This is a genomic window from Cupriavidus gilardii (assembly GCF_008801915.1).
GTDB lineage: Bacteria > Pseudomonadota > Gammaproteobacteria > Burkholderiales > Burkholderiaceae > Cupriavidus > Cupriavidus gilardii.
The window spans coordinates 59,710-84,136 of record NZ_VZOV01000018.1 but is presented as its reverse complement, the minus strand read 5'-3'; the positions used below and the strand labels follow the sequence as shown (position 1 = coordinate 84,136).

The following is a 24,427-nucleotide window of genomic DNA, read 5'->3' as shown; positions in this document are numbered from 1 at the left end:
CACAAGGAAAGCGCCTTCGGGCGCTTTCTTTCTTTTACTGACAGGTATCTGGTTTGCTGTTGCCCCGGACCCTGACCAATGCTAGATTGCGCTGCATCCAGCCCTTGGCAGTAAGCCGTTGCAATCATCCAGCAGCGCGCCGACCCCCTGGGCTTTTTGCGTCTTGACGTAGAAATGGGGGCCACAGGAGTCAGCATGCCGACGGCTATCCTCATCGACGGGGCCTTCTTCATCAAGCGCTTTCGGGCAATCGAGCCGCAGAATGCCCATGACGCACGCGGGGCGGCGGAGTGCGCTCATAGGTGGGCATGCGCCCATCTTTCGCCACGTCCAAACGGCACTGGGAGCGATGCATCTCCGGAGCGCCAGCGACGGCCACAGGATCGTCGCGAGTTGTATCGGATCTTCTTTTACGACTGCCCTCCGTTGACCAAGAAGATGCACAACCCGATCAACAAGAGAATTGTCGACTTCGCCAAATCGGCAGAGGCGGCTTTCCGACTTCAGCTACATGAGCATCTACGCGGGATGCGCAAGGTGGCACTCCGGCTCGGGCATCTTTCCAGCTACAGCCAGTGGACCATCAAGGCTTCCAAGGTGGCCGAGCTGTTAGCCGGAAGGCTTCAGATGCCGGAGCTGACGCCGGACGACGTGATGGTCGATATCCGGCAAAAAGGTGTCGACATGCGAATCGGCGTCGATGTGTCCTCGCTGGCGTTCAAAAAGCAGGTTGACCAGATCGTGCTGATAGCGGGCGACGCTGACTTCGTACCGGCGGCAAAGCAGGCCCGGCGTGAGGGAATCGACTTCATCCTTGACCCGATGTGGCAGCGCATCCCACCAAATCTCAACGAGCACATAGACGGCCTGCGGTCGACTTGTCCACGGCACGCGGGCTTGGAGCCTTGCGAAGACGCTTCGCGACCGTAGGCTGGTTTGCAATCGGTGTACCAGCCGTCTCGGCGGCGATACGTCGATGAAGGCTGGATTTGATCTCAGTGGCTTGCCAGCCGTTACAGCGTTCCGAGTTTTTCAAAAGAACCGGCCAACCGACCCACCTACGATCGCGTTTGTCGGTTCGCCCGTCAGCGTTTTGCGGGAGCCAGCTACCAACCCCAGCTCCTCGTTGGGTCGCACGTCATCCTTCCTTTGGTAGTTGGCTTTTTTTTCTCGCTCCGCCGTTTTCCTGCCTGCGCCCTCCCCTCGCCCGTTTCCTGCCGCGCCGTTGCGATTCCGGACTGCTCGCGCGTATCCGCCCCGTTGCCGCCGCCAGCATTAGTTTTCGCGCCAAATTCACTAGAAAGCGTCGCCCGATCGGCGCCGGCTGTACATGCGCACCTTCGGAAGGCGATACCTTGCGTCTTCACCTCGTTCTTCAACACTGGAGACCATGGGATGTCGACCCTGACAGAGAACGCCAATGCCGACAGCGCCGACCGGCGCTACTACCAGACCGATGACTCGCTGACGCGCATCACCTGCCGCGTGCTCGACGGCAAGCTGTGGATGACGCTCGACAATATCGCGAAGCTGTACCGGACCTCGGAGCAGGATGTCGCCAGGCAATTGAAGGCCGCCTTCTGCGGGCGCAGGCTCGGTTCGGCGTCGATCCGCAAGGAGGCCCAGCGCGACGATGGCGTCGTGCCAGGTCCGACCTGCTACGCGCTGGACGCGGTGCTGCTGGTTGGCGTGCGACTAGGCTCGACGCGCGGCGAAGCCTTTGCGCATTGGGCGGCCGAGGTGCTCGCCAACGAACCGGCCGGACCGACGGAGCAAGCGGCGGGGCATCGAACCGGGCCGGAGCCAGGCACGGTAAAGTAGCCCACCGGACAACCGACGGCAGGCAAGGACGTGCAGATGAAGCTGATTGAAACCGAGCGTTTGCAACAGGTGCTGAACGACTTCATTCGCGCCCGCGATTGGGCGCGGTACCACTCGCCGAAGAACCTGTCGATGGCTCTGAGCGTCGAGGTGGCCGAGCTGGTGGAAATCTTTCAGTGGAAGACGGAGCAGCAGTCTCTCACCGTGATGGCGACGGACGAGCGCGAGCATGTGCGGCAGGAGCTGGCCGACATCCTGATCTATCTGGTCGAGCTGGCCAGTGTGCTGGAAGTCGATCTCGACGCCGCGGTGCGCGACAAGATCGCGCTCAATGCCGCCAAGTACCCCGCGATCACGCCATCGGAAGTGAATCGCTGAATCGGAGGAGGATCGTCATGGCAGCGAATGCATCGACTGAGGCCGGCGTGATCCGCGTCGGCATCGGTGGCTGGACCTATGCCCCCTGGCGCGGCACGTTCTACCCGCCGAAGCTGACGCAGGCGCGCGAGCTCGAGTTCGCCAGCAGCCGGCTGACGGCGATCGAGATCAACAGCACCTATCACGGTACGCAGAAACGCGCGTCGTTCATCAAGTGGAAGGAGCAGACGCCCGACGATTTCGTTTTCTCGGTCAAGGCGTCGCGTTTTGCGACGAACCGCCGCGTACTGGCCGAAGCCGGGGAGTCGGTCGAGCGTTTTCTCGACAGTGGCATTACCGAACTGGGCCCCAAGCTCGGGCCGATCGTCTGGCAGTTCGCGCCCAGCAAGGCGTTCGAGCCCGGCGACTTCGAGGCGTTTCTGGGGCTGCTGCCGCCGCAAGCCGATGGCATCCCGCTGCGTCATGTGCTGGAAGTACGCCACGCCAGCTTTGCCTGCGCGCAATTCCTGGCGTTGGCTCGCCAATACAAGGCGGCGACGGTGTTCACCGACGCCGAGAAATTCCCATCGTTCGCCGATGTGACCGGGGACTTCGTCTACGCACGGCTGATGCGCAGCAACGCCAAGCTCAAGTACGGCTACGCGCCAAAGGCGCTAGACGCGTGGGCCCAGCATGCGCAGGCGTGGGCGCGTGGCGAGGCGCCGGAAGACCTTCCGCGCGTCGAAAACAACGACGTCCCGGCGGGCCGCCGGGACGTCTTCGTGTTCTTCATCAACGGCGACAAGGAGCGCGCGCCGGCCGCCGCGACCGCCCTGCTGTCGCGCCTGGATCCGGACTACGAGGCGCGCGTGCGGGTTTCCGGCAGGAACACGGCCAGCACGCCGAGCAGCGGCAAGTAGGCGCACCAGCGGTAGACCGTCTCGATGCCGTGCGCGTCGGCGATGCCGCCGAGCACCGCGGCGCCGATGCCGCCCATGCCGAAGGCCAGGCCGAAGAACAGGCCCGACACCATGCCGACCTTGCCCGGAATCAGTTCCTGCGCGAACACCAGGATCGCGGAGAACGCCGAGGCCAGGATGAAGCCGATCACCAGCGACAGCGCGGCGGTCCAGAACAGGTCGGCATGGGGCAGCATCAGCGTGAACGGCGCAACGCCGAGGATCGAGAACCAGATCACCCGCTTGCGGCCGATGCGGTCGCCGATCGGGCCGCCGAGGATGGTGCCGACCGCCACCGCGAACAGGAAGGCGAACAGATAGAGCTGGGCCGAGCGCTGCGGCACGCCAAAGCGCTCCATCAGATAGAAGGTGTAATAGGTGCCCAGCGAAGCCATATAGAAGTACTTCGAGAACAGCAGCACCATCAGCACCGCCATCGCGCGCGCGACGGTGCGGGCCGGCAGCCGCGGCGCGCTGGCCATCGCCTTGCGCGCCGCGCGGGCATGCTCGGCCAGCCGCTGGCCATACCAGCCGCCCACGCGCCACAGCACCGCGATCGCCAGCAGGGCCGCCAGCGACAGCCAGGCGATGCTGCCCTGGGTGTGCACCACCACCGCTGCCAGCAGCGGGCCGGCCGCGCTGCCAACATTGCCGCCGACCTGGAAGATCGACTGCGCCAGCCCGTGGCGCCCGCCCGAAGCCATGCGCGCCACGCGCGACGATTCCGGATGGAAGATCGACGAGCCGGTGCCGACCAGCGCCGCGGCGACCAGCAACACGCCATAGCTGGGCGCGACCGACAACAGCAGCAGACCCGCCAGCGTGAACCCCATGCCGACCGCCAGCGAATGCGGCTTCGGGTGCTTGTCGGTGTACAGGCCGACCAGCGGCTGCAGCAGCGAGGCGGTGATCTGGTAGGTCAGCGTCAGCAGCCCGATCTGCACGAAGCTCAGGTTGAAGCCGCCCTTGAGCATCGGGTAGATCGCCAGGATCAACGACTGGATCATGTCGTTGAGCATGTGGGCGAAGCTGATGGCGGACAGCACGCGGAAGCCGGTGCGCTCGCCTGCGGCGGCCGCGCTGTGCGCCGCGGGTGCGGCGGGCGCGGCCGGTGTCACGGCGGCATCGGGCACATTGCCCAGTTCGGCAGACAGGGAATCGATTCGCGAAGCCATGGCAAGGTCTCTGTTTGGACTTTTTCCGGGAGCGTTCGGGCGTAGTCGGAAAGGCGCGGGAGCAACACGGCAGCAAGGCCGCACGCGCGCGAACACGGTGATGCTATTCCTTGTGTTGGCGCCTGTCCTGCGAGATTGAGACTACAACCATCTCGAAACGGACAGATAATGGCCTTATCGGGCGCTCAAGACGCCACGCTTTCGCCACATTCCGATATCACCGAGATGGCCGACGCTGTTTCCCTACCCGGCGCCCTGCCCCCGCGCCCGCGCTATATGGCGTACGACCGTGGCCCGATGCCGGTTGCCGCGATGGCCGCCGACTATCAGCCCGGCCACCTGACGACGCGCCACCGCCATCCGCACGCGCAACTGCTGCATGCGGTGCATGGCGTGATGGTCGTGGGCACCGACGAGGGCCAATGGATCGTGCCGCCCACGCGTGCGATCTGGGTACCGGGCGGCACCGATCACTGGATACGCATGGTGGGCCACGTGCGCATGCGCACCGCCTATATCCGCCCGGATGCGGCCGACGGATTGCCGACGCGCTGCACCGTGCTCGGGGTCTCGCCCCTGCTGCGCGAATTGATCCTGGCGGCGATCGATATCGTCCCGCCCTATGTTGCCGATTCGCGCGACGGCCGCGTGATGCAGCTGCTGCTCGACGAGGTGCTGCTGCTGCCTGCATTGCCGCTGCACCTTCCGCATCCCGCTGATCCGGCGCTGCGGCGTATCTGTGCCGCGATTCTGGAAATGCCCGATACGCCGATGACGCTGGCCGACTGGGCGCGGCGATTGGGGATCGACGGCAGGACCGTGCAGCGGCGCTTTGCGCGCGAGACCGGCATGACTTTCGGGCAATGGCGCCAGCAGGCGCGGCTGCTCGCCGCGCTGGAGCGGCTGGCGGCCGGCGTCAAGGTCGTCGAGGTCGCGCTGGAACTGGGCTACCAGAGCCCGAGCGCGTTCGCGGCGATGTTCCGGCGGCAGTTCGGCGTGCCGCCCAGCGCGTTCTTTCGCTGAGCGGGTCTGCCGTCAGGGAAGGCGGTCAGCCGCCGGTCAGGCGCCCAGATAGCGCTCGACCAGCCGCGTCCAGTACGCCGCGCCTATCGTCAGGTTGTCGTCGTTGAAGTCGTAGGCGGGGTTGTGCAGCAGCGGACGACCCGCGCCGTTGCCCAGGCGCACGAAGCAACCGGGACGCTGTTGCAGGAAATACGCGAAGTCCTCGCTGCCGGCGATCAGCGGGATCTGGCCGACGACCTTGTCCGGGCCGACCAGCTCTTCGGCGACCTGGCGCGCGAATTCAGTTTCCGCTTCGCTGTTGACCACCACCGGATAGCCCGGGCGGTAATCGATGTCGACTGCCGCGCCATAGCCCTCGACGTGCGAGCTCACCAACTGGCGGATCCGTGTTTCCAGCGTCGTGCGCACCTCGGGACTGAACGAACGCACGCTCAGTTCCAGCTTGGCGCTTTCCGGAATCACGTTGGGAGCGTGGCCCGCATGCAGCGAGCCGATCGTCACCACCGCGGTCTCGTTCGGATCCACATTGCGGGACACGATCGTCTGCAGCGCCATCACCAGGCTGCCGGCAACCAGGATCGGATCGATCGACTGGTGGGGCCGCGCGGCATGGCCGCCCTTGCCGCGAATCGTAATCGTTACGGTGTCGCAGGCCGCCATCATCGGGCCGGCGCGGAACATGAACGTGCCCACCGGCACGCCGGGATGGTTGTGCAGGCCGAAGATCGCATCGCAGGGGAAGCGTTCGAACAGTCCATCGGCCAGCATCCGCTGCGCGCCGCTGGCGCCGGCGCCGATTTCCTCGGCCGGCTGGAAGATCAGATGGACGGTGCCGTCGAAATTGCGGGTACGCGCCAACTGGCGAGCGGCGCCAAGCAGGATCGCGGTATGGCCGTCGTGGCCGCATGCGTGCATCTTGCCGCAATGGACGCTGGCGTACGGCAGGCCGGTCGACTCCAGGATCGGCAGCGCGTCCATGTCGGCGCGGATGCCGACGCTGCGCCCACTGTCGCCGTTGCGCAGCGTGCCGACCACGCCCGTGCCGCCGACCCCGCGCGTCACCGCATAGCCCCAACGCTCGAGACGCTGCGCCACCAGTTCGGCGGTGCGGTGCTCTTCAAATCCGAGTTCGGGGTGTTGGTGGATGGTGCGGCGGATCGCCTCGAGTTCGGTGCGGCTATCCAGGGTATCGGACAACTCGCAATAGGCCGGAGTGAGATCGGCTCCGAGGCGGGACACGAGAATGGGGGGATCAACTTCTGACATGACGGCGCTCGTACTGGCTTAGTCCATGAAGCACAGTATTCCACTTAGGATCGCGAGTGCCTATGCGATTCGCTGTTTGCGCCGCATTTGTTTTCAGAACTGTTGCTAACGGGGTACGGTCCACCCTGATGCGCGCAGGGTCGGGGGAACTCGATCGGCTTCAAGGGATCAGAGCCCCCCTCATGTTTCATTGTGTTACGACGCGAACGAGGCCATCACGCTGAGCGCGTATAGGGCAGCACCCGCTGCGTCTGCTCGCCCAATCCTTCGATGCCGAGCCGCATGGTGTCGCCGGGCCGCAGAAAGCGCGGCGGCTTGAAGCCCATGCCGACGCCCGGCGGGGTGCCCGTGCAGATCAGATCGCCGGGATGCAGCGTCATGAAGCGGCTGACGTAGCTGACCAGCGTCGCGACATCGAACACCATCGTCGCGGTGGTGCCGCTTTGCATCCGTTCGCCATTGACGTCCAGCCACAGGGTCAACGCCTGCGGATCGGGCACCTCGTCGCGCGTGACCAGCCACGGACCGACCGGGCAGAAGGTGTCGCAACCCTTGCCCTTGTCCCAGGTGCCGCCGCGCTCGATCTGGAATTCGCGCTCGGAGACGTCGTTGACCACGCAGTAGCCCGCCACGTGAGCGAGCGCATCGGCCGCCGGCACATCCTGCGCGCGCGTGCCGATCACCACGCCGAGTTCGACCTCCCAGTCGGTCTTGACCGAATCGCGCGGCAGCCTCACGGGATCGTTCGGGCCGTTCAGCGAGCTGGTCGCCTTCAGGAAGACGATCGGCTCCGACGGAATCGGCATGTTGGCCTCGGCCGCGTGGTCGGCGTAGTTCAGCCCGATGGCGACGATCTTGCCGATTCCGGTCCATGGCGTGCCGAATCGCTGCGCTTCGGCGAGCGGCAGGGTGGCAGGGTCCAACGCCGCCAGTTCGGCCAGCGCGCCTGGCGACAGCGTGCGGGCGTCGATATCGCGGACCACTGCGGACAGGTCGCGCACGCGACCCTGCGCGTCGATCAATCCGGGCCGCTCGGCGCCGGCGCTGCCAATTCGTACCAGCTTCATCGTTCTCCTCGTTCTGGCTGTGGGTATTCCTGCGGATATTCAGCGATCAATTTGCCGCCGCCTGATTCGCCTGGCGCGGTGCGGCCAGCAATTGCTCGATGCGCGAGACCAGCTGCCGGTCCGACGGCTTCACCGAGCTTTGATAGCTGGCGACGACGCGTCCGTCGCGGTCGATCAGGTACTTGTGGAAATTCCATTTGGGCGCGGTGCCGCTTTCCCTGGCCAGCCGCGCATACATCGGATTGGCCTGGTCGCCGCGCACATGGGTCTTGGCCAGCATCGGAAACTTGACGCCGTAGGTGTTGAAGCAGAAATCGGCGATCTCCTTTTCGGAACCCGGTTCCTGCGAGAAGTCGTTGGAGGGAAAGCCCAGCACCACCAGGCCGCGTTCGCGGTATTTGGCGTAGAGCGCCTCCAGGCCCTCGTACTGCGGCGTGAAGCCGCAATAGCTGGCGGTATTGACGACCAGCACGACCTTGCCGGCGTACTGGCAAAGGTTCTGTTCGGCCTCGTCCTGCAACCTTGGGAAGCGGAAGTTCAGCGTGGCGGGACAACTGGCCGCGGGGCGCGCCGCCGACGAAGCCTCGGACGTTGGCGCGGCCGCGCCGGCAGGGCGGTTCGCACCTTGTTCACCGGCGGCATGCAGGCTCGGCGCGGACAGCGCCAGTGCGACGGCCCAGGGCAGGGCGGCGCGGCGGCGCCGTGGCGGCTGGCTCGGGGAGGCAGGGAAGCGGGTCATGGCGTCGATCTCCGGCAAACGGTGACCCGTAGTCTACGCCGGCCCCGACGCCTGCGTTATTCCATCGCCAGCGGCTTGACGTGATCCGGGACGGCGCCACGCAGCTCGACGTCCGGCGTACGCCGGACCAGGCCCAGCGCCAGCAGCGCGGCCGCGGCACCGGTCGCGAAGATCCAGTGGAAGCCGGCCTCGACGCCGCCGGTCAGCAGATGCTGCACCTGCGGCGCCAGTTGCGCGAATGCTTCGCTGCCATGCCGCAGGGCGCCAAGATCCAGCGATGCGCCCACGCTGTCGTGTCCGGCCGCGTGCAGGGCCCCGCGGAAGGCGAGCGTCAGCAGCGTGCCGGCCATCGCGCCACCGAGCGCGCTGCCCAGCGAGCGCAGCACCAGCAGCGCGCCGGTGCCGGCACCGGTGTCGCGGCGCTCGAGGGCGTTCTGCACGTTCATCAACGTGCCGACCATGCAGATGCCCAGGCCCACGCCGGTCACGATCATCGCGGCCAGCAGCCACACCAGTGAGGTGGCCGGCGTCGCGGTCGACAGCGCCGCCAGGCCGAGAGCCGCGGCGGCAAAGCCGATGGTCAGCAGCCCGCGCAGCCGGCCGAGCCGGGGCGCCAGCATCGCGACCACGAAGTTGCCTGCAACGGTGGACAGCAGGAAGGGCACCACCAGCATGCCGGACGTCGCCGCGTCGGCGCCGCGCACCAGCTGGAAGTGCAGCGGCAGCGCGAAGACGCAGAGAAACAGCGCGGAAGCGGCCAACGCAGAGGCACCGACGCCCAATACATAATTGCGGTTGGCGAACAGGCGCGGCGGCAGCATCGGATCGCTGGCGCGCCGTTCCTGCCAGACCAGCGCCAGCACGCTGAGTCCGGTCAGCGCCGCCAGTCCGGCCATCGGCGCGGACAGCCAGTCGAATCGCTCGCCGCCCCAGCTCATCGCCAGCAGGAAGGACACGATCGCCACCGTCAGCAGCAGCGCACCGCCCCAATCGACGCGAGCCTTGCCGGCCGGAGCGGGCAGGGCGCGCAAGCCGCGATGGCACAACCACATCGCCAGCAGCCCAAGCGGCAGATTGATCCAGAACAGCCAGCGCCACGACAGATGGTCGGACACCCAGCCGCCGACCAGCGGTCCGGCCACCGACGCCACCGCCCATACCGCCGCCAGGTAGCCCTGATAGCGCCCGCGCTGGCGCGGCGACACGACGTCGGCGATGGCCGCTTGCGCCAGCGACATCAGGCCGCCGCCGCCGATGCCTTGCAGCGCGCGAAACAGAATCAGCTGCTGCAGCGAACCGGCCATCGCGCAGGCCAGCGAGGCCAGCACGAACAGTCCGATCGCGACCATCAGCAGCCGGCGTCGGCCGAACGAGTCCGACAGCTTGCCGTAGAGCGGCGTGGTGACGGTCGAGGTAATCAGATAGGCCGTGACGATCCAGGACAGATGGCCGAAGCCGTCCAGATCCTGCGCGATCGCAGGTACGGCCGGAATCACCACGGTCTGATCGAGCGCGGCGAGCAGGATGCACAGCACGATGCCGCCGATCACGCGCATGATCGCGCGGTGGTCCGCGGCGGCGGCAACGGGCTGCGCCGGCGCGGGGGCCGCGGTGTCGGATGGAGCAATCGAAGAGGGGGCGGAAGCGGGGTCAGGGCGGTCGGATACGGCGGGGCGGGACATCGGAGCGGCGGCGGCGGGCGGCCGGGGATAGCCGCCGGTGATAGCGGCGGGGAGGGCGGCCGGAGCCGGCCCTGCAGGACCGGCTTCATCTGTTATTCAGTAAACGCAAAATTATATGCGTTTACCGAATATGCCGCTCTGGGACGCTGCTCTCCGCGTGTCAGCGGCTGCCTGCGATGTACTGCTCCAGCTGTTCGATGATGAAGCGCTGTTCGGAGATGATGTCCTTGACCAGATCGCCGATCGACAGCATGCCGATCAACTCGTCGCCTTCCATCACAGGCAGGTGGCGCAAGCGGTGTTGCGTCATCAGCGCCATGCACTCGTCGGTGGTCTGGTCGGCCCGAACATAGACCACCGCGGTGGTCATGATGTCCCGCACGAAGGTTTCGCGGGACGTTCGCTGCATCAGGATGACCTTGCGCGCGTAGTCGCGTTCGCTGAGGATGCCGACGATCTTGCCGTGCTCCATCACCAGCAGCGCGCCGATGCTCTTTTCCGCCATCAACTGGAGCGCGGCATAGACCGTCGCGCCCGGCTGGATGCTGTAGATGGCTTGCGTCGGCTTGGACGCGAGGACCTGTCGTGCAGTTTTCATCATCCACTCCTGGTCGGGTCGGGAAGGACTGCGGCCCCACTCGCCGGCATCCGCGGCGGGGAGAGGTCCGCCGGTCGGGTCGGCGGTACGCCATTCCAGATTAGCAAAGGATCGGCACACGTCACAGCGTGACGGGGAAGAATCTTATCGATGTGCCTTTTTGGGCATATCGAGTCGCTTGCCCCAGACGCGCGCGGGTTTGCGCGGCGCCTTCGGCGCTTCGGTCGCGGCCGGATCGGGCTCCGTGGTCAACGCATACGCGCGCGCGACGATGGTCCGAAGCTCGATCCGAGCCGCGCGGTCCCCGTCGGGAACGGCGGCAATGTCGCTCATCGCTTGCAGCATCGGGGCGGCCGCCGTTGGAGACAGCAGGGGCAGGACGGCGGCGAGATCCTTCAGGTGCCGGCTGATCAGCTGGAAACCCTTGACGGTGCCTGCATCCGCTCCCGGAAGCGGCTCCGTCGTCCGCGCCATCGCACAGGGGTTGACCGCGGCGGCGAGGCCGTCGGCCAGCCGTAAGGCGCCGTTTTCCAGCCACTGCCGGAATGCCGGTCCGAGGGGCGACCCGCCCATCAGTTGCACGATTCGCCTGGCCGCCGCCATGTCGAAGCCATGCGCGTTGGCAAACCGGTCGCACAGCGACGCCGCCATGTCGTCGCGCCGGCCTCGCGCCGGCGTGCCAGGCGGCAGCGCAAGCGAGCAAAGCGGCTCGAGGATCAGTTCCAGCTGATCGAGCCGTAGCGTTTCCGGCAAGGCGCGCAACTGCTGATCGACCAGTTCCAGGTCGTCGTCGGACACGACCGCGTCGCGGAAATCGAGGCTGGCCGGCAGGTCGATGTTCGCGTCCGGACCAGCGTGGAACCGCCGGCACAGGTCATGCAGCCAGACCAGCCGATCGTCACCAGGCAGAAAGCCCCGTTCGGGAATGAGCCCGACCCGCCCTTCCGCGGGCTTGAAATGCCCGACGGTATGCCGGATGCGTGCAAGGCGTACGGACCCGCACGGCAGCAGCCGGCACAAGGTCCGTACGATCGCAAGCAATTGCTGCCGCAGCGTCATGTGGCGGAACGGCACTTCCACCAGCATGCCTTCCCATCGTCCCGATGGGCATTCGCTCAGCTGGAACCGATAGCGATTGCCGCCAAGCTGAACGATGTGATGGGCGCCGTCGCCATGTAGTTGCTGCAAGAGCTCGCCGGGACAGCGCTGGACGGCCAGCCGGATGTCCTGGATGCCGGCGAACCGGTGAATGGTCAGGGGAGCGCGCATGATGGATGGCAGGGGTGATGATTGGGCAGGGAGGCGTGGCAGGGCACCGCCGCACAGGCCGTCGTGCCGTTGCCATGCAACGAACGGATCGCGCAAGTGTGACGAACTCGTCAAGAAAGGACTTTCGGCAATCTGCAGATTCCGCTTGAAGCGGCACGTCGCCACTTGTCGAGTTGCCGCCGAACCTGCATCGGCGCGGTCATCGCGCACCCGTCGCGCACCGTCCCGCATCATGGCGTCCGTCAGCGGGGGTGGGATTTGCGGCATCATGGCGGCGTTGCCGATTCCATCGCGGGGTGTTTGCCGCCCCGCCAGCCGCCGTGTCCGCCCACGAAGTTCCATCCCGCTCCCGCGATGCATCCCCCGCGCCCGGCGTACCCGATGCCTGCGACCACTGTCTCGCGCTGGCCGCCGACATGCGCCGGCGCGAGCCGCACGAACGGCTGGCGCTGAAACACACCGCGCCGCTGGTCAGCCAGAGCGCCGCCGGCGTGCCGTTCAGCATGCTGACCTTCGAGTGCCGCGAATGCGGCACCGTCTGGCGCCTGTACGATCGGGCCAACGAGTTGTTCGTCTCCTGGGTGCCCCATTGGCGGCCCCGAGCGTTGGGCTAAGATAGCGCCCGTCGCCGGCCTGGCAGGCATCCGCCCGCCTTCTGCCTGCCTTGCGCATGCGTTATGCCGGCTTTGACCGTCAACCCACGGCCATCACTTTCTGCCAATCTCTGCCGCCATGTCTCTTGCCTTCCGCCTGCCCGGACTCTCCACCCTTGCCACCGTTGCCGCCGCCTCGTCGTTTGCCGTCGTCGCCAGCGCGCCGGCGGTCGCCGCCGACAACTATCCGTCGCGCCCGATCCGTCTGATCGTTGCCTATCCGACCGGCGGCATCAGCGATACGGTGGCGCGCGCGCTCGCCGAGCGCCTCTCCGATCAGATGGGGACGTCGGTGGTGGTCGAGAACAAGGCGGGGGCCGGTGGCAGCATCGGCATGGATGCCGTGGCCAAGGCAGCGCCAGACGGCTACACGATCGGCTTTTCGTCGACCAGTCCGCTGACGTTGAACCCGCACGTCGGCAAGGTCCATTACGACCCGCAGCGCGATATCGCGCCGGTGATGAGCGTGATGTACTCGCCGGTGATCGTGGTCGCCACCTCGAGCTTTGCCGGCAAGTCCTTCCAGGATCTGGTCGCGCAGGCCAAGGCCAAGCCGGGTTCGGTCCGGTGGGCGACCTCGGGCCTCGGCACGGTCGGCCATGTCGTGCTCGAACAGGTCAAGGCCAAATCGCGAGCGGACCTGACGCTGATCCCGTACAAGGGCGCCGGCCAGCAGATGAACGACGCGCTCGGCGGCCAGTTCGAAGTGATGAGCACCAATGCCAGCCCCGCGCTGACGCAGCAGATGCAGGCCGGACGCCTGCGCGCGCTGGCGGTCGGCGCGCCGAAGCGCATCGACGCGCTGGCCGAGGTGCCAACCTTTGCCGAACTCGGTTATCCGAAGGCCAATCTGACCTCGACCTTCGGCGTGTTCGCGCCGGGCAAGACGCCGGCCGCGATCGTGGCGCGTCTGAACGCCGAACTGAACAAGGCGCTGGCCGCGCCGGAAGTTCGTGAGCGCCTGCTCAAGGGCGGCGAGGTGCCTACCGGCGGCAGCGCGGCGCAGTTCGCCGCGGCGATCCGTGCCGAATACGACGATAACGGCCGCATCGTCAAGGAAGCCGGCATCAAGGCGGACTGAGCCGGCGCGCAAGCCCGGTGCTGCGCAGTGTCCGCGCAGCCGCCGCTCACTTGACGCGCGTCCCCTCACGCGGGCGGCGGGGGATCGCAACCGGGCTCGGCCGCCTCGGCTGCGGCCCACTGTGCCAGCGCCGTCAGTTCGTCCGGCTCGGTCAGCAAGCCATCCTCGTCGAGCAGGCAGAACGCGACCAGCCCGCCCATCAGTCCACCGGCCACGGGCGCCAGCCAGAACAGCCATAGCTGCGCGATCGCCCAGCCCTGCACGAACAACGCCTGGCCGGTGGCGCGGGCAGGATTGAGCGCGGCGTGGGTTACCGGCAAGGCAAGCAGGTGGGCCATCGCCAGCGCGAGCCCAAGCACCACGGGACCCGCAGCGATCAGGCGGCACCGGTGGGTGACGCTGGCCGTCACCAGCGCCAGCATCGCGGTCGCCGCGAATTCGATCGCCAATGCGCTGGGCAAGTCGTAGCCGGCAGGGGAATGCAGACCGTAGCCGTTCGCGGCGAAGCGCTCGGACGAAAACGCGAAATCGGGCCTGCCCTGCGCCGCCAGCATCAGCAACGTCGCGGCGGCCACGGCACCCACGAGCTGTGCGATGCCGTAGGGAATCACCTCTCGCCACGGAAAGCGCCGTGCCGCTGCCAGGCCCAGGCTGATGGCTGGATTCAGATGGGCGCCGGAGATCGGTCCGACCGCCCGCGCCATCGCATAGGCCGCCAGCCCGAACGCGAGCGCGATGCACAGCAGATCCGCGGCGGTATCCGGTTTGCAGCCGGCCAGCACCACCACGCCGCATCCGGCAAAGATCAATCCGAAGGTGCCGACCGCTTCCGCGAGCAGTCTTCTGGCGAGGGAAGCCATGGTTCGCTCCTTAGATGGGGTCGACCACATCGAGGCGGCAGCCGGCCGAATACACCGTGGTCAGCCGCACGCCGTTGTGCGGCCACAGGGCCAGCTTGGTCCGCACGCGTGACAGATGGCTGTCGAGCGTGCGCGAACCGTCCGGCAGCGCGCGGTGCCAGACCTCGTCGATCATGGTCTGGCGCAACACCAGCTGGCCGAGATGCCGGAACAGCAGAATGGCCAGATCGAACTCCTTGGGCGACAGCATGACCGGCGTGCCGGTCAGATAGGCGCGCCGTTCAGTAGTCGAAAAACGATAGGCACCGACTGACAGATCGAAGCAGCCCTCGCCCGTATCGAGCATGCGTCGCGCCAGTGCATGGATGCGGGCCGCCAGCTCCGCTCGCCGTACCGGTTTGGCGATGAACGCATCCGCGCCCTGCGCGAGGCCGCGGCACAGTTGGCACTCCTCGGCAGCATCGCCGAGCAGCATCACCGGCAAGCGGCTGCCGATGGTGCGCCGTACCCACAGCAGCACGTCCTGGGCGGCGATGCCCGGCACTTCCCAGTCCAACAGCAGCATATCGAACGCTTCCTGGCGCAGCGCCATCATCAGGGTCCGTCCTTCGCGGAAGCGAATGCATCGATGGCCTTGCAGGCTGAGCGTTTGCTCGAGCACCACGGCTTGGGTGGGATCGTCTTGCAGCGCAGCGATTCTCATGGCGTCTGCTCTCCTCGCATGTCGATCTCGATTTCGATGGCGCGGGGGCGGCGCGCGCCCCGAAGCGCGACAAGGCAGTCCACTGGCGGGCTTCACCGGCCGCGTACAGTCGGAGCTCGGGCATTGGCCTTTGCCCTCGAGCCGCTGGCATTGGTGCGGCAACGTCGATCCGCGCAGGCATCGTACGTTCAGGCATCGGCATGCCGAAAGTGAGAATTTGTTGAAACCTCAAATTGAGGCAATTCCTATTTGTAAACGGCCGCGCGCAATCTTAAATGCGGGATGGTTCGATGCCCGATGGCAATGGAACGGTCGCAGGCAGACCGGAGTTCGATCGCTCACCACCGTGAACGGAGTTGCGCATGAAGATCGCATCGCTCGAAGACGAACCCGCGCAGGCTGCGTGGATCCAGCAAATCGTGACCGAGGCCGGCCACTGCTGCGTCAGCTTCGGATTGAGCCGGCAGTTGCTGCTGCGCTTGCGCAATGAGAGTTTCGATCTGTTGCTGCTCGACTGGCAGATGCCGGACATGAGCGGCAAGGAAGTTCTGCACTGGACCCGCGCCAACTTGGATCGGCGCGTGCCCGTGATGTTCCTGACCTGCCGCGGCGCCGAGGAAGATGTAGTCAGTGGCCTGTGCGCCGGGGCGGACGATTACATGGTCAAGCCGATCCGGCCGGGCGAGCTGACCGCGCGCATCCAGTCGCTGCTGCGCCGTGCCGACAGCCGCCGCGGCGGTACCGACGCTCGTGTCAGCCTGGGCGGCTATGTGTTCGACAGCGCCGCACGCACCGTCACGCTGAACGGCCGCCCCGTCGAGTTGACGCCGAAGGAATTCGACCTGGCCCTGCTGCTGTTTCGCAACGAGGGACGCATCGTCGCGCGCAACTATATTGTCGCCGCGGTGTGGGGCAGGGAGATCTCGCCGCTGTCGCGCACCATCGATACGCACATGTCCCGCGTACGCAGCAAGTTGGGTTTGCGCGCGGATCGCGGTTTCCGGCTGATTCCCGTCTATACCCACGGCTATCGGCTCGAGGCGGTGAGCCTGCCATGAGTGTGCTCATCCGCATGTGGGACCGGTTTGCCCGTCTGGCCGCATGGCGCCGCCGCTGGGCCCGAAGCGCTGCGCGGCGGGGGGATCCGGTATGGCGAGCGGTGGTCCATGGCTTGGCGCACGATCTGCGCGTTCCGCCCACCGACATGCTGGCGCTTGCCGGGCTGTATCGCGCCGGTGCACTGGCCGGGCCGGCGTTTACGGCGCAGGTCGTCGCGCACGCGCGCGAGGCGCTGAACCGGGTCGACGAACTGGGCTGCCTGATCGAAGAGGCCGTTCATTCGTATTGCCGCGAGCCGATCGATCTGGCGGCATTGGTCGCCGGTTGCGTCGATGCGGCATGGAGCGCGGCCGACGAGGCGGGCGTGATCTTGCACTGCCAGGCCCTGCCGACCGTCGCCTGGGTGGAAGGCGATGCCCGCATGCTCGAGATGGCGGTCACCCGCCTGCTGGCCCGTGCGATTCTGAACAGTTCGCCCGGTGCGGCCGTGCATCTGCGGATCGGCATCTCTGGCCGTGCCTGCTCCGTGGAGGTGGCGACCGCGGCGGCGTCGCCCGATGAGGTCGTCGCGGCGCTGACACGCAGTACGCCGGCCGGAATGTTCGTGCGCCGCGTGATGCGATGCCACCGCGGCAAGCTGACGCTGGGCAAGGAACGCGGCGCGGCGATCTGGCGCCTGGTGCTGCCCCAAAGCAAGAAAGCACCCGAAGGTGCTTTCTTGCCTCTGGTTCGGTGAAAGACGACGCCGATCAGAAGATGTGGCGGATACCCACTGCCACGCCGGTCTGGTTGCTCTTGCCCGGCAGTTCGGTGCGAGCACCGTCCTTGACCTTGTTGTAGTCGACCGTACCGTAGACTTGGGTACGCTTGGACAGCGCGTACTCGGCCAGCAGCACGCCGGTGTAGCGCTTGCCATCGTTGCCGGCAACGCCGTCCTTGTTGTCGATGTCGTCGTAGTAGAACGCGCCGGTCAGGGCCAGGGCCGGGGTCAGCTGATAGCTGGCGCCCACGTAGCCGATCTTGTCCTTGCGCGGGTTCGCCGCATGGTTGCCGCCCGCCGGGATCGGGTTGCCGGTGGTGGTCTGATCCGGGTTCAGGAAGCCGTTGTCGATGACGCCGGTGTGGTCCTTGCCGCCGATGTAACCGACGAACAGCTTGGCCGCGCCGATGGTGTACTTACCGGCCACGCCCCACATCTGCTGCTTGTTCTCGTTGATGTCGCGGATTTCCTGGTACACGCCGCCGATGCCGAACGGGCCGAAGGCGTACGAGGCACGGGCACCCCAGTACTGGTTGGTGCGCACGCTGCCGGCTTGCTCGCCGAAGCCATAGCTGGCGCCGACGTTCAGGCCACCGAACTTGCCGTCATAGCTGATGACGTTGTCGCGGCGCAGTTGGGTCAGGAAGAACGGCCAGGCGTTGTTGTTGTAGTTGCCGATCGTCAGCGGATCGTAATCACCGAACAGGTTGAAGCCCTCGGTGTACTGACGGCCCAGCTTGATCGTGCCGAAGTCGCCCGACAGACCGACGTAAGCCTGACGGCCGAACAGCGTGCCGGTGGCCTGGTTGCCGCGGCCGGTATCCGGATCGAAGCCGTTTTCCAGCTGGAAGATGGCCTTCAGGTTGTTGCCCAGGGCTTCGCTGCCCTTGATGCCCCAGCGGCTGTTGGTGATGGCGCCGTTGGTCAGTTCGACCAGGCCGTCATTGTTGGCATTGGCGTTGGTGGTGTAGCGAATGCTCTGGTCGACGATCCCGTACAGCGTGACGGAGGATTGCGCGTAGGCGCTGCCGGCGAACAGGGTGCCGAGTGCGAGAGTCAAGGCCGATTTCTTCATGGTGCTCCTTTTCTGTCTTGTGGTTCTGTCGCCGGATCGCGGCGGCATTTATTGGCTCTACGTTGTCGGTAGACGCCGCGAAAATTTATCAAAACGTAACCCGTTCCGACACCAATCCTTGCCGGAGCGGGGCTGAATGGACGCCGCTGGTGCAAATTCGTTGTCCGGCCGCGACAGTTGCCCGCAATGGTGCATTGCGGCGTGCAAAGTCGGGCCCGCGAAGGCGTGCGGAAACAGAAAAGGGGAAAGGCGGGGAGGGCGAGGGCGTCCGCGTCGGGACACCCCGCCAAAGGGGGGGGCGGCCGGACCGGGCGGCCGGCCGCTGACGATCAGCTCTGCGGGATCTCGATCTTGACCTCGAGCACCTCGAGGTTGTCCTGGCGCTCGAGACTGACCCGCAGGTCCTGATCGCCGATCTTCACGTATTTCGAGATCACGGCAACCAGCTCGCGCTGCAGTGCCGGCAGATAGTCGGCCGGCGCGGAATGGCCGGTGCGTTCATGGGCGAGGATGATCTGCAGCCGCTCCTTGGCGACCGACGCGGATTTCTTTTTCTCCCCGAGCAGGAAGGACAGGATCGACATGGGGATGAGCCCTCCTTACTTGTTGCCGAACAGGCGCGACAGCAGGCCCGGCTTCTGATAATCGACGAAGCGCATCGGCTTTTCCTTGCCGAGGAAGCGGTCCACCACGTCGCCGTAGGCGTCGGCCACGTCCGTGCCCTCCAGATGGATGGCCGGCGTGCCCTGGTTCGAGGCATGCAGCACGGCCTCGGATTCGGGAATCACGCCGATCAGCTTGATACGCAGGATTTCCTGGATATCGGTCAGCGACAGCATCTCGCCGCCGTGCACGCGCTTCGGGTTGTAGCGCGTGATCAGCAGATGTTCCTTGATCGGCTCGCCTTCGCTGGCGCGCTTGGTCTTGGACGACAGGATGCCGAGGATGCGATCCGAATCGCGCACCGACGAGACTTCCGGATTGGTGACGATCAGCGCCTCGTCGGCAAAATACATCGCCATCAGCGCGCCGGTTTCGATGCCGGCCGGCGAATCGCAGACGATGTATTCGAAGTCCATGGCGATCAGGTCCTTGATCACCTTCTCGACGCCTTCGTGCGTCAGCGCTTCCTTGTCGCGGGTCTGCGAGGCCGGCAGGATGAACAGGTTCTCGCACTTCTTGTCCTTGATCAGCGCCTGGTGCAGATTGGCCTCGCCCTGCACCACATTGATCAGGTCGTAGACCACCCGGCGCTCGCAACCCATGATCAGGTCGAGGTTGCGCAGGCCGACGTCGAAGTCGATCACGGCGGTCTTGTGGCCGCGCAGGGCCAGCCCGGCGGCGAAGCTCGCGCTGGTGGTGGTCTTGCCGACGCCTCCCTTGCCGGAGGTCACAACGATGATTTTTGCCATGGCTCTTGGTCCAGTAATAGGGTTGAAGCTTGCGCTGCGATGTTGCGGAACTCGGCCGGACTCACTTCATGCGAAGCGGCTCGAGAATCAGGGTTTCGTCGGCGAGCCGGACCTGCGCGGGCTTGCCCAGCACGTCGGGCGGCAGGGTCTGTTCGGCGGTCCGGTAGATGCCGGCGATCGAAATCAGTTCGGGTTCCAGGCAGGTGCAGAAGATGCGCGCGTCTGGATTGCCCTTGACTCCCGCCAGCGCACGGCCGCGCAGCGGGGCGTAAATATGGATATTGCCTTCGGCGATGACCTCGGCACCGAAGCTGACCACGTCCATGATCACGACGTCGCCGTGCGCGTAGATCTGCTGGCCCGAGCGCAGGGGCCTGTCGATCAGCATCGTGGTGGCGGCGCGCGGCGGTTCGGGTGTCGGAGCCGCGGCGGGGGCAGGAGCCGCAGCGGGAGCAGGGGCTTCGCTGGCCGCAGCGGCCGGTTCGGCGTCGCGTGCGCCGGCGCGCCCGTTGCCGCGGCGGCTCTGGCTGTCCAGCATCGGCAGCCCGCAGGCCTGGGCCCAGTCGTGCTGCTCCTGGCGCGCCACCACGCCGATCGCGCGGGCCTTCAGCGTTGACAGCGTGTCGATCACCGCGCCCAGTTCCGGCCGCTGGCCGTCTTCCAGCGAGCGCAGGTCCAGCGCGATGACGTCGTTCGAGAAGAAATCGGGGGTAGCTTCGAAGCGCGACAGCAGATCGTCTCGCAGCGCCGAGGTATCCGCGGTATGGAGCGCAAGAAGGAGGGCGTCGACGTTGCCACTACGCAGCTCGAAGTGTGGCGATTTCTTCTGGGACATAGCCGGGTAAGCGTGGAAATATCGCATTCTAACTGCCTCTTCCCGGCGAACTGTAACAATTGTCGTTCAGGTGACCTGCACGGCGCGACGTTTGGCGGCGAGGGTGGCCAGCCTCGGCGGGCGTAGCCGCAATATCGACCTTTGTCCTCCACCGCACCGCCGCTTGTTACGATTGCGCATCCTGACCGAGGAGCGTTCATGGGTGCGATCGTCAATTGCGTGGCCTACCGCGGCGGCAAGCGGCTTGGCGAGGTCCCGTTGGAGGACATCAGCGAGGTATTGAAGACGCCTGGCACATTCGTCTGGCTCGGCCTCTACGAACCAGACCTGGCGCTGCTGCGGCAGGCGCAGCTCGAATTCGGCCTGCACGATCTGGCCGTCGAGGACGCGCTGAACGCCCATCAGCGTCCCAAGCTGGAGGCCTATGGCGACAGCGTCTTCATCGTGCTCAATACCGCGCAGCTGGTGGGCGACAGCGTCGAGATCGGCGAGACCCATCTGTTCGTCGGCCCCAATTACGTGGTGTCGGTCCGCCATGGGGCCAGCAGTACCTACGCACCCGTGCGGGACCGCTGCGAGCACGAGCCGCACGCACTGGCCAACGGGCCTGGCTACGTGCTGTACGCGCTGATGGATTTCGTGGTCGACCACTACATGCCGATCGTCAACCGGCTCGAGGACGCCTTCGAGGAACTGGAGCAGGGGCTGTTCCGCGACCAGTTCGACCGCACCGCGATCGAGCGGCTGTACCACATCAAACGCCAGGTGCTGCGGCTGCGCAATGCGGTCTATCCGATCGAGGAGATGTGCGGGCAGCTGATCCGATTGCACGAGGAACTGGTGCCCAGGGATCTGCGGGCCTATTTCCGCGACGTCGAGGACCACGCCAGCCGGCTGCTGCGAACGCTCGACGTCGTGCGCGAAATGCTGACGACCGCGGTGCAGGTCAACTTGGCGCTGGTGACGGTGGGGCAGAACGAGGTGGTCAAGCGGCTGGCGGGTTGGGGCGCCATTCTGGCGATTCCCACCGTGGTGTTTAGCCTGTACGGCATGAACTTCGAGTTCATGCCGGAGCTGAAGCTGCCCTTCGCCTATCCGGCCGTGATCGCGGGCACCGCGCTGGCCTGCACGGCGCTCTGGCGCAAGCTGCATCGGGCGGGTTGGGTTTGAGGGCCGCCAAAAAAACCGGCCACTACCTCCGGTGCCGGGGCGCGACATTGCGATGGTGGTGGCCGGGTCCGCGCAAGCTGCCCGTCTCGTAAACAACGGAGGGCATGTTACGAGCGCGGCGCTCGCACATTTTCGGGAATCGTCGGCGGCTTTTGCGTTTGACCCGTGGCGGCTTAGGCGCCACGCAAAAACTGCGCGCTTTGCACGATCGCGATGGCAGTAATGCCGCGGCGGGGCAACGAACAGCAAGCGCCGGGGCGAAGCCCGGCGTCGGAACGCAATTTGCATCGTGGCCCGAATCCGTTTTTTCGGAGGCGCGACGATGGACGATCCGCACGATATGCCCGCGGTTTCGACCGCTTCGGCGACGGAAATCGCCGAGCGGCAGGATGCGGTGACGCACCGGACGCTGGACCTCGACGGCATCCGCATCTTCTACCGGGAAGCCGGTCCGCGCGACGCGCCCGCAGTGCTGCTGCCGCACGGCTACCCCTGCTCGTCCTATCAGTACCGCCGCTTGCTGCCGGCGCTTGCCGATCGCTGGCACGCCGTGGCGCCGGATTTTCCGGGCTTCGGCTATAGCGATACGCCGGAATTCGGCGCATTCGGCTACGACTTCGATGCCTATGCGGCCTTTCTCGAGCGATTCGCCGACGCCCTCGGGCTGCGGCGGTATGCGCTGTATCTGCATGACTACGGATCGCAGATCGGTCTACGCCTCGCCATCCGGGCGCCCGGGCGGATCGCCGCGCTGATCATCCAGAACGGCGACATCTACGAGGACCAGCTGGGCCCCAAGTACGAGACCATCCAGCGCTATTGGGCCGACCCGTCGCCGGCCAACCGCGCGCCGCTGGAGGCGGCTGCCAGCGAGCACGGGTTTCGCGACGAGTTCATCGGCGAAATCCGCCCGGAACATGTGCCACGCCTGTCGCCGGATCTATGGACGCTGCACTGGCGCCTGATGGACACGCCGGTCCGGCGCGAACTGGCCGTGCGGCTGATGGAAGGGCTGAAGGCGAATCTCGACTGGTTCCCGCGCTACCAGGCCTATCTGCGCGAACACCAACCGCCCACACTGATCCTGTGGGGCCCCCATGACGGCTATATGCCGGAGGCCGCCGGCCGTGCCTATCTGCGCGATCTGCCGCGGGCGGAGCTGCATATGACCGACGGCGGCCACTGGCTGCTGGAGACGCATTTCGCGCAGGTATGCCCGCTGATCCGGGACTTTCTCGGCCGCGTGTGGACGGGCGCGTAGTCGCGTGCTTGGTCGCGTGCGTAGTCGCCTCCATTGCGACTGGCGGCTCCCTCCCGCCCGGGGGCGAGGGATGGGGAGAGGGAACACCGCGGCCTCGCTATTCCTCCTGGAACGCCTCCTCGCGCTTGGCCTTGACCGCCGGCAGCGCCACCACGGCGACCAGCGCGGCGGCCGCGACCAGCAGCCCCAGCGACAGCGGCCGCTCGACGAATACGTGGAAGTCACCGCGCGACAGCAGCAGCGTGCGGCGGAAGTTCTCCTCCATCATCGGCCCCAGCACGAAACCGAGCAGCAGCGGCGCGGGCTCGCAGCGCAGCTTCATGAAGATGTACCCGATCATCCCGCAGGCCGCCGCGACGAACACGTCGAACACGGTGTTGTTGACCGAATAGACGCCGATGCAGCAGAACGTCAGGATCGCCGGGTACAGGAAGCGGTACGGCACCTTCAGCAGCTTGACCCAGATGCCGATCAGCGGCAGGTTCAGGATCACCAGCGTCAGGTTGCCGATCCACATCGAAGCGATCAGCCCCCAGAACAGCGAGGGGTTGCTGGTCATCACCTGCGGACCGGGCTGGATATTGTGGATCGTCATCGCGCCGACCATCAGCGCCATTACCGCGTTGGACGGGATGCCAAGCGTCAGCAGCGGAATGAACGAGGTCTGCGCCGCGGCGTTGTTGGCGGACTCGGGTCCGGCCACGCCTTCGATCGCGCCCTTGCCGAATTCGTGCGGATGCTTCGACGTCTTCTTTTCCAGCGAGTAGGCCGCGAACGACGACAGCGACGCGCCGCCGCCCGGCAGCACGCCGAGCGCCGAGCCGAGCGCGGTACCGCGCAGCACGGCCGGAATCATGCGCTTGAAGTCCTCCTTCGTCGGGAACAGGTTGGTCACGCGATCGGTGAAGGTCTCGCGCGACTCCCTCTGCTCCAGATTGACGATGATCTCGGCAAAGCCGAACAGGCCCATCGCCAGCCCGGTGATATTGATGCCGTCGGTCAGCTCCGGCACGTCGAACGAGAAGCGCGCTACGCCGGAATTGACGTCGGTGCCGATCAGGCCGATCAGCAGGCCCAGCACGATCATCGCGACGGCCTTGACCAGCGAACCCGATGCCAGCACCACGGCGCCGATCAGGCCCAGCACCATCAGCGAGAAATACTCGGCCGGCCCGAACTTGAAGGCAAGCTCCGACAGCGGCGTCGCGAACGCGGCCAGGATCAGCGTGGCGACGCTGCCGGCAAAGAACGAGCCCAGGCCCGCCGTTGCCAGCGCGACGCCCGCACGGCCCTTGCGAGCCATCTGGTAGCCGTCCAGCGTGGTCACCACCGACGACGATTCGCCCGGCAGATTGACCAGGATCGCGGTGGTCGAGCCGCCGTATTGCGCGCCGTAGTAGATGCCGGCCAGCATGATCAGCGCCGCGACCGGAGGCAGCGTATAGGTGATCGGCAGCAGCATCGCGATGGTTGCCAGCGGGCCCAGACCGGGCAGCACGCCGATCAGGGTTCCCAGCACGCAACCCAGCAGCGCGTAGGCCAGGTTCTGCAGCGACAGCGCGGTCGAAAATCCCAGCGCCAGATGGTTGAGCAATTCCATTG

25 protein-coding genes are annotated in these 24,427 nt (G+C 66.2%); 11 read left to right on the top strand and 14 right to left on the bottom strand.

Translation table 11 applies throughout. The features are described from left to right. Window positions 1-195 precede the first annotated feature (195 nt). The 4 genes from F7Q96_RS19560 to F7Q96_RS19545 all read left to right on the top strand — a co-directional run bounded on the left by F7Q96_RS19560 (window position 196) and on the right by F7Q96_RS19545 (window position 3,098). The gene (locus F7Q96_RS19560) at window positions 196-930 is read left to right on the top strand and encodes an NYN domain-containing protein (RefSeq protein ID WP_053823260.1); all 735 of its coding nucleotides are present in this window, start codon (window positions 196-198) and stop codon (window positions 928-930) included. A 465-nt stretch (window positions 931-1,395) separates the two neighbouring features. Then, a complete protein-coding gene (locus F7Q96_RS19555) occupies window positions 1,396-1,821 on the top strand; it encodes a hypothetical protein (RefSeq protein ID WP_053822895.1) in 426 nt (141 codons plus the stop codon). 36 nt (window positions 1,822-1,857) lie between these two features. Next, entirely contained in the window at window positions 1,858-2,199 is a 342-nt protein-coding gene (locus F7Q96_RS19550; RefSeq protein WP_053822896.1) for a nucleotide pyrophosphohydrolase, read from the top strand. A 17-nt stretch (window positions 2,200-2,216) separates the two neighbouring features. Continuing rightward, complete coding sequence (locus F7Q96_RS19545; protein ID WP_053822897.1) at window positions 2,217-3,098, top strand: DUF72 domain-containing protein; 882 nt, start codon at window positions 2,217-2,219, stop codon at window positions 3,096-3,098. On the opposite strand, the gene F7Q96_RS19540 is transcribed toward F7Q96_RS19545, so the two are convergent. Next, window positions 3,035-4,312, bottom strand: a complete 1,278-nt coding sequence (locus tag F7Q96_RS19540; protein WP_082371585.1) for an MFS transporter — start codon at window positions 4,310-4,312, stop codon at window positions 3,035-3,037. The genes F7Q96_RS19545 and F7Q96_RS19540 overlap by 64 nt on opposite strands. Before the next feature lie 225 nt (window positions 4,313-4,537). Here F7Q96_RS19540 and F7Q96_RS19535 point away from each other — a divergent pair, with 225 nt between their 5' ends. Further along, complete coding sequence (locus tag F7Q96_RS19535) at window positions 4,538-5,335, top strand: AraC family transcriptional regulator (protein ID WP_151023136.1); 798 nt, start codon at window positions 4,538-4,540, stop codon at window positions 5,333-5,335. A gap of 36 nt (window positions 5,336-5,371) precedes the next feature. Here the strand turns inward: F7Q96_RS19535 and F7Q96_RS19530 are convergent, their stop codons facing one another. The 6 genes from F7Q96_RS19530 to F7Q96_RS19505 form a co-directional block, all read right to left on the bottom strand. Next, window positions 5,372-6,601 carry a M20 aminoacylase family protein gene (locus tag F7Q96_RS19530; protein ID WP_053822898.1) on the bottom strand — a complete coding sequence of 410 codons (1,230 nt, stop codon included), beginning with the start codon at window positions 6,599-6,601 and terminating at the stop codon, window positions 5,372-5,374. Between the two features lie 215 nt (window positions 6,602-6,816). After that, window positions 6,817-7,668 carry a fumarylacetoacetate hydrolase family protein gene (locus F7Q96_RS19525; protein WP_053822899.1) on the bottom strand — a complete coding sequence of 284 codons (852 nt, stop codon included), beginning with the start codon at window positions 7,666-7,668 and terminating at the stop codon, window positions 6,817-6,819. Window positions 7,669-7,714: 46 nt separating this feature from the next. Continuing rightward, a complete protein-coding gene (locus tag F7Q96_RS19520) occupies window positions 7,715-8,407 on the bottom strand; it encodes a glutathione peroxidase (RefSeq protein WP_053822900.1) in 693 nt (230 codons plus the stop codon). Between the two features lie 56 nt (window positions 8,408-8,463). Beyond that, entirely contained in the window at window positions 8,464-9,963 is a 1,500-nt protein-coding gene (locus F7Q96_RS19515) for an MDR family MFS transporter (RefSeq protein ID WP_053822901.1), read from the bottom strand. Window positions 9,964-10,249: 286 nt separating this feature from the next. Further along, the gene (locus F7Q96_RS19510) at window positions 10,250-10,687 is read right to left on the bottom strand and encodes a CBS domain-containing protein (protein WP_006576941.1); all 438 of its coding nucleotides are present in this window, start codon (window positions 10,685-10,687) and stop codon (window positions 10,250-10,252) included. Between the two features lie 144 nt (window positions 10,688-10,831). Further along, complete coding sequence (locus F7Q96_RS19505) at window positions 10,832-12,226, bottom strand: hypothetical protein (protein ID WP_151023134.1); 1,395 nt, start codon at window positions 12,224-12,226, stop codon at window positions 10,832-10,834. 50 nt (window positions 12,227-12,276) lie between these two features. Here F7Q96_RS19505 and F7Q96_RS19500 point away from each other — a divergent pair, with 50 nt between their 5' ends. Together F7Q96_RS19500 and F7Q96_RS19495 are read left to right on the top strand one after the other, a co-directional pair. Then, a complete protein-coding gene (locus F7Q96_RS19500) occupies window positions 12,277-12,570 on the top strand; it encodes a hypothetical protein (RefSeq protein WP_053822903.1) in 294 nt (97 codons plus the stop codon). A gap of 118 nt (window positions 12,571-12,688) precedes the next feature. Further along, window positions 12,689-13,690 (top strand): Bug family tripartite tricarboxylate transporter substrate binding protein, encoded by a 1,002-nt coding sequence (locus tag F7Q96_RS19495; protein ID WP_053822904.1) that lies wholly within the window; start codon window positions 12,689-12,691, stop codon window positions 13,688-13,690. A 65-nt stretch (window positions 13,691-13,755) separates the two neighbouring features. Here the strand turns inward: F7Q96_RS19495 and F7Q96_RS19490 are convergent, their stop codons facing one another. Continuing rightward, complete coding sequence (locus F7Q96_RS19490) at window positions 13,756-14,550, bottom strand: aquaporin (RefSeq protein ID WP_053822905.1); 795 nt, start codon at window positions 14,548-14,550, stop codon at window positions 13,756-13,758. Between the two features lie 10 nt (window positions 14,551-14,560). Next, window positions 14,561-15,253 carry a response regulator transcription factor gene (locus F7Q96_RS19485; protein ID WP_053822906.1) on the bottom strand — a complete coding sequence of 231 codons (693 nt, stop codon included), beginning with the start codon at window positions 15,251-15,253 and terminating at the stop codon, window positions 14,561-14,563. Between the two features lie 362 nt (window positions 15,254-15,615). Between F7Q96_RS19485 and F7Q96_RS19480 the strand changes: the two genes are divergently transcribed. Then, window positions 15,616-16,311 (top strand): response regulator transcription factor, encoded by a 696-nt coding sequence (locus F7Q96_RS19480; protein ID WP_053822907.1) that lies wholly within the window; start codon window positions 15,616-15,618, stop codon window positions 16,309-16,311. Then, window positions 16,308-17,048 (top strand): histidine kinase, encoded by a 741-nt coding sequence (locus F7Q96_RS26880; RefSeq protein ID WP_170292930.1) that lies wholly within the window; start codon window positions 16,308-16,310, stop codon window positions 17,046-17,048. The genes F7Q96_RS19480 and F7Q96_RS26880 overlap by 4 nt, the downstream gene beginning before the upstream one ends. A 13-nt stretch (window positions 17,049-17,061) precedes the next feature. Here F7Q96_RS26880 and F7Q96_RS19470 read toward each other — a convergent pair whose 3' ends face one another. From F7Q96_RS19470 to minC, 4 genes are all read right to left on the bottom strand, one after another. Further along, window positions 17,062-18,147: a porin gene (locus F7Q96_RS19470; RefSeq protein ID WP_053822909.1), complete on the bottom strand. Its 1,086-nt coding sequence runs from the start codon at window positions 18,145-18,147 to the stop codon at window positions 17,062-17,064. A 329-nt stretch (window positions 18,148-18,476) separates the two neighbouring features. Continuing rightward, window positions 18,477-18,731, bottom strand: a complete 255-nt coding sequence (gene minE / locus F7Q96_RS19465) for a cell division topological specificity factor MinE (RefSeq protein WP_006578294.1) — start codon at window positions 18,729-18,731, stop codon at window positions 18,477-18,479. Window positions 18,732-18,746: 15 nt separating this feature from the next. After that, the gene (gene minD / locus F7Q96_RS19460; RefSeq protein WP_006578295.1) at window positions 18,747-19,559 is read right to left on the bottom strand and encodes a septum site-determining protein MinD; all 813 of its coding nucleotides are present in this window, start codon (window positions 19,557-19,559) and stop codon (window positions 18,747-18,749) included. A 61-nt stretch (window positions 19,560-19,620) separates the two neighbouring features. Next, complete coding sequence (minC, locus tag F7Q96_RS19455; RefSeq protein ID WP_053822910.1) at window positions 19,621-20,394, bottom strand: septum site-determining protein MinC; 774 nt, start codon at window positions 20,392-20,394, stop codon at window positions 19,621-19,623. 198 nt (window positions 20,395-20,592) lie between these two features. On the opposite strand from minC, the gene F7Q96_RS19450 reads away from it, so the two are divergent. Next, the gene (locus F7Q96_RS19450; protein ID WP_053822911.1) at window positions 20,593-21,564 is read left to right on the top strand and encodes a magnesium and cobalt transport protein CorA; all 972 of its coding nucleotides are present in this window, start codon (window positions 20,593-20,595) and stop codon (window positions 21,562-21,564) included. Window positions 21,565-21,886: 322 nt separating this feature from the next. After that, entirely contained in the window at window positions 21,887-22,825 is a 939-nt protein-coding gene (locus tag F7Q96_RS19445) for an alpha/beta fold hydrolase (protein WP_226994797.1), read from the top strand. A 97-nt stretch (window positions 22,826-22,922) separates the two neighbouring features. Here the strand turns inward: F7Q96_RS19445 and F7Q96_RS19440 are convergent, their stop codons facing one another. After that, a complete protein-coding gene (locus tag F7Q96_RS19440; protein ID WP_151023132.1) occupies window positions 22,923-24,425 on the bottom strand; it encodes a tripartite tricarboxylate transporter permease in 1,503 nt (500 codons plus the stop codon). Window positions 24,426-24,427: the final 2 nt, after the last annotated feature.

Coding starts and splice junctions, on each gene's coding strand:
- F7Q96_RS19560 (WP_053823260.1), top strand. CDS start 196: ATGCCGACGGCTATCCTCATCGACGGGGCCTTCTTCATCAAGCGCTTT.
- F7Q96_RS19555 (WP_053822895.1), top strand. CDS start 1,396: ATGTCGACCCTGACAGAGAACGCCAATGCCGACAGCGCCGACCGGCGC.
- F7Q96_RS19550 (WP_053822896.1), top strand. CDS start 1,858: ATGAAGCTGATTGAAACCGAGCGTTTGCAACAGGTGCTGAACGACTTC.
- F7Q96_RS19545 (WP_053822897.1), top strand. CDS start 2,217: ATGGCAGCGAATGCATCGACTGAGGCCGGCGTGATCCGCGTCGGCATC.
- F7Q96_RS19540 (WP_082371585.1), bottom strand. CDS start 4,312: ATGGCTTCGCGAATCGATTCCCTGTCTGCCGAACTGGGCAATGTGCCC.
- F7Q96_RS19535 (WP_151023136.1), top strand. CDS start 4,538: ATGGCCGACGCTGTTTCCCTACCCGGCGCCCTGCCCCCGCGCCCGCGC.
- F7Q96_RS19530 (WP_053822898.1), bottom strand. CDS start 6,601: ATGTCAGAAGTTGATCCCCCCATTCTCGTGTCCCGCCTCGGAGCCGAT.
- F7Q96_RS19525 (WP_053822899.1), bottom strand. CDS start 7,668: ATGAAGCTGGTACGAATTGGCAGCGCCGGCGCCGAGCGGCCCGGATTG.
- F7Q96_RS19520 (WP_053822900.1), bottom strand. CDS start 8,407: ATGACCCGCTTCCCTGCCTCCCCGAGCCAGCCGCCACGGCGCCGCCGC.
- F7Q96_RS19515 (WP_053822901.1), bottom strand. CDS start 9,963: ATGCGCGTGATCGGCGGCATCGTGCTGTGCATCCTGCTCGCCGCGCTC.
- F7Q96_RS19510 (WP_006576941.1), bottom strand. CDS start 10,687: ATGAAAACTGCACGACAGGTCCTCGCGTCCAAGCCGACGCAAGCCATC.
- F7Q96_RS19505 (WP_151023134.1), bottom strand. CDS start 12,226: ATGATGCCGCAAATCCCACCCCCGCTGACGGACGCCATGATGCGGGAC.
- F7Q96_RS19495 (WP_053822904.1), top strand. CDS start 12,689: ATGTCTCTTGCCTTCCGCCTGCCCGGACTCTCCACCCTTGCCACCGTT.
- F7Q96_RS19490 (WP_053822905.1), bottom strand. CDS start 14,550: ATGGCTTCCCTCGCCAGAAGACTGCTCGCGGAAGCGGTCGGCACCTTC.
- F7Q96_RS19485 (WP_053822906.1), bottom strand. CDS start 15,253: ATGAGAATCGCTGCGCTGCAAGACGATCCCACCCAAGCCGTGGTGCTC.
- F7Q96_RS19480 (WP_053822907.1), top strand. CDS start 15,616: ATGAAGATCGCATCGCTCGAAGACGAACCCGCGCAGGCTGCGTGGATC.
- F7Q96_RS26880 (WP_170292930.1), top strand. CDS start 16,308: ATGAGTGTGCTCATCCGCATGTGGGACCGGTTTGCCCGTCTGGCCGCA.
- F7Q96_RS19470 (WP_053822909.1), bottom strand. CDS start 18,147: ATGAAGAAATCGGCCTTGACTCTCGCACTCGGCACCCTGTTCGCCGGC.
- minE (WP_006578294.1), bottom strand. CDS start 18,731: ATGTCGATCCTGTCCTTCCTGCTCGGGGAGAAAAAGAAATCCGCGTCG.
- minD (WP_006578295.1), bottom strand. CDS start 19,559: ATGGCAAAAATCATCGTTGTGACCTCCGGCAAGGGAGGCGTCGGCAAG.
- minC (WP_053822910.1), bottom strand. CDS start 20,394: ATGTCCCAGAAGAAATCGCCACACTTCGAGCTGCGTAGTGGCAACGTC.
- F7Q96_RS19450 (WP_053822911.1), top strand. CDS start 20,593: ATGGGTGCGATCGTCAATTGCGTGGCCTACCGCGGCGGCAAGCGGCTT.
- F7Q96_RS19445 (WP_226994797.1), top strand. CDS start 21,887: ATGGACGATCCGCACGATATGCCCGCGGTTTCGACCGCTTCGGCGACG.
- F7Q96_RS19440 (WP_151023132.1), bottom strand. CDS start 24,425: ATGGAATTGCTCAACCATCTGGCGCTGGGATTTTCGACCGCGCTGTCG.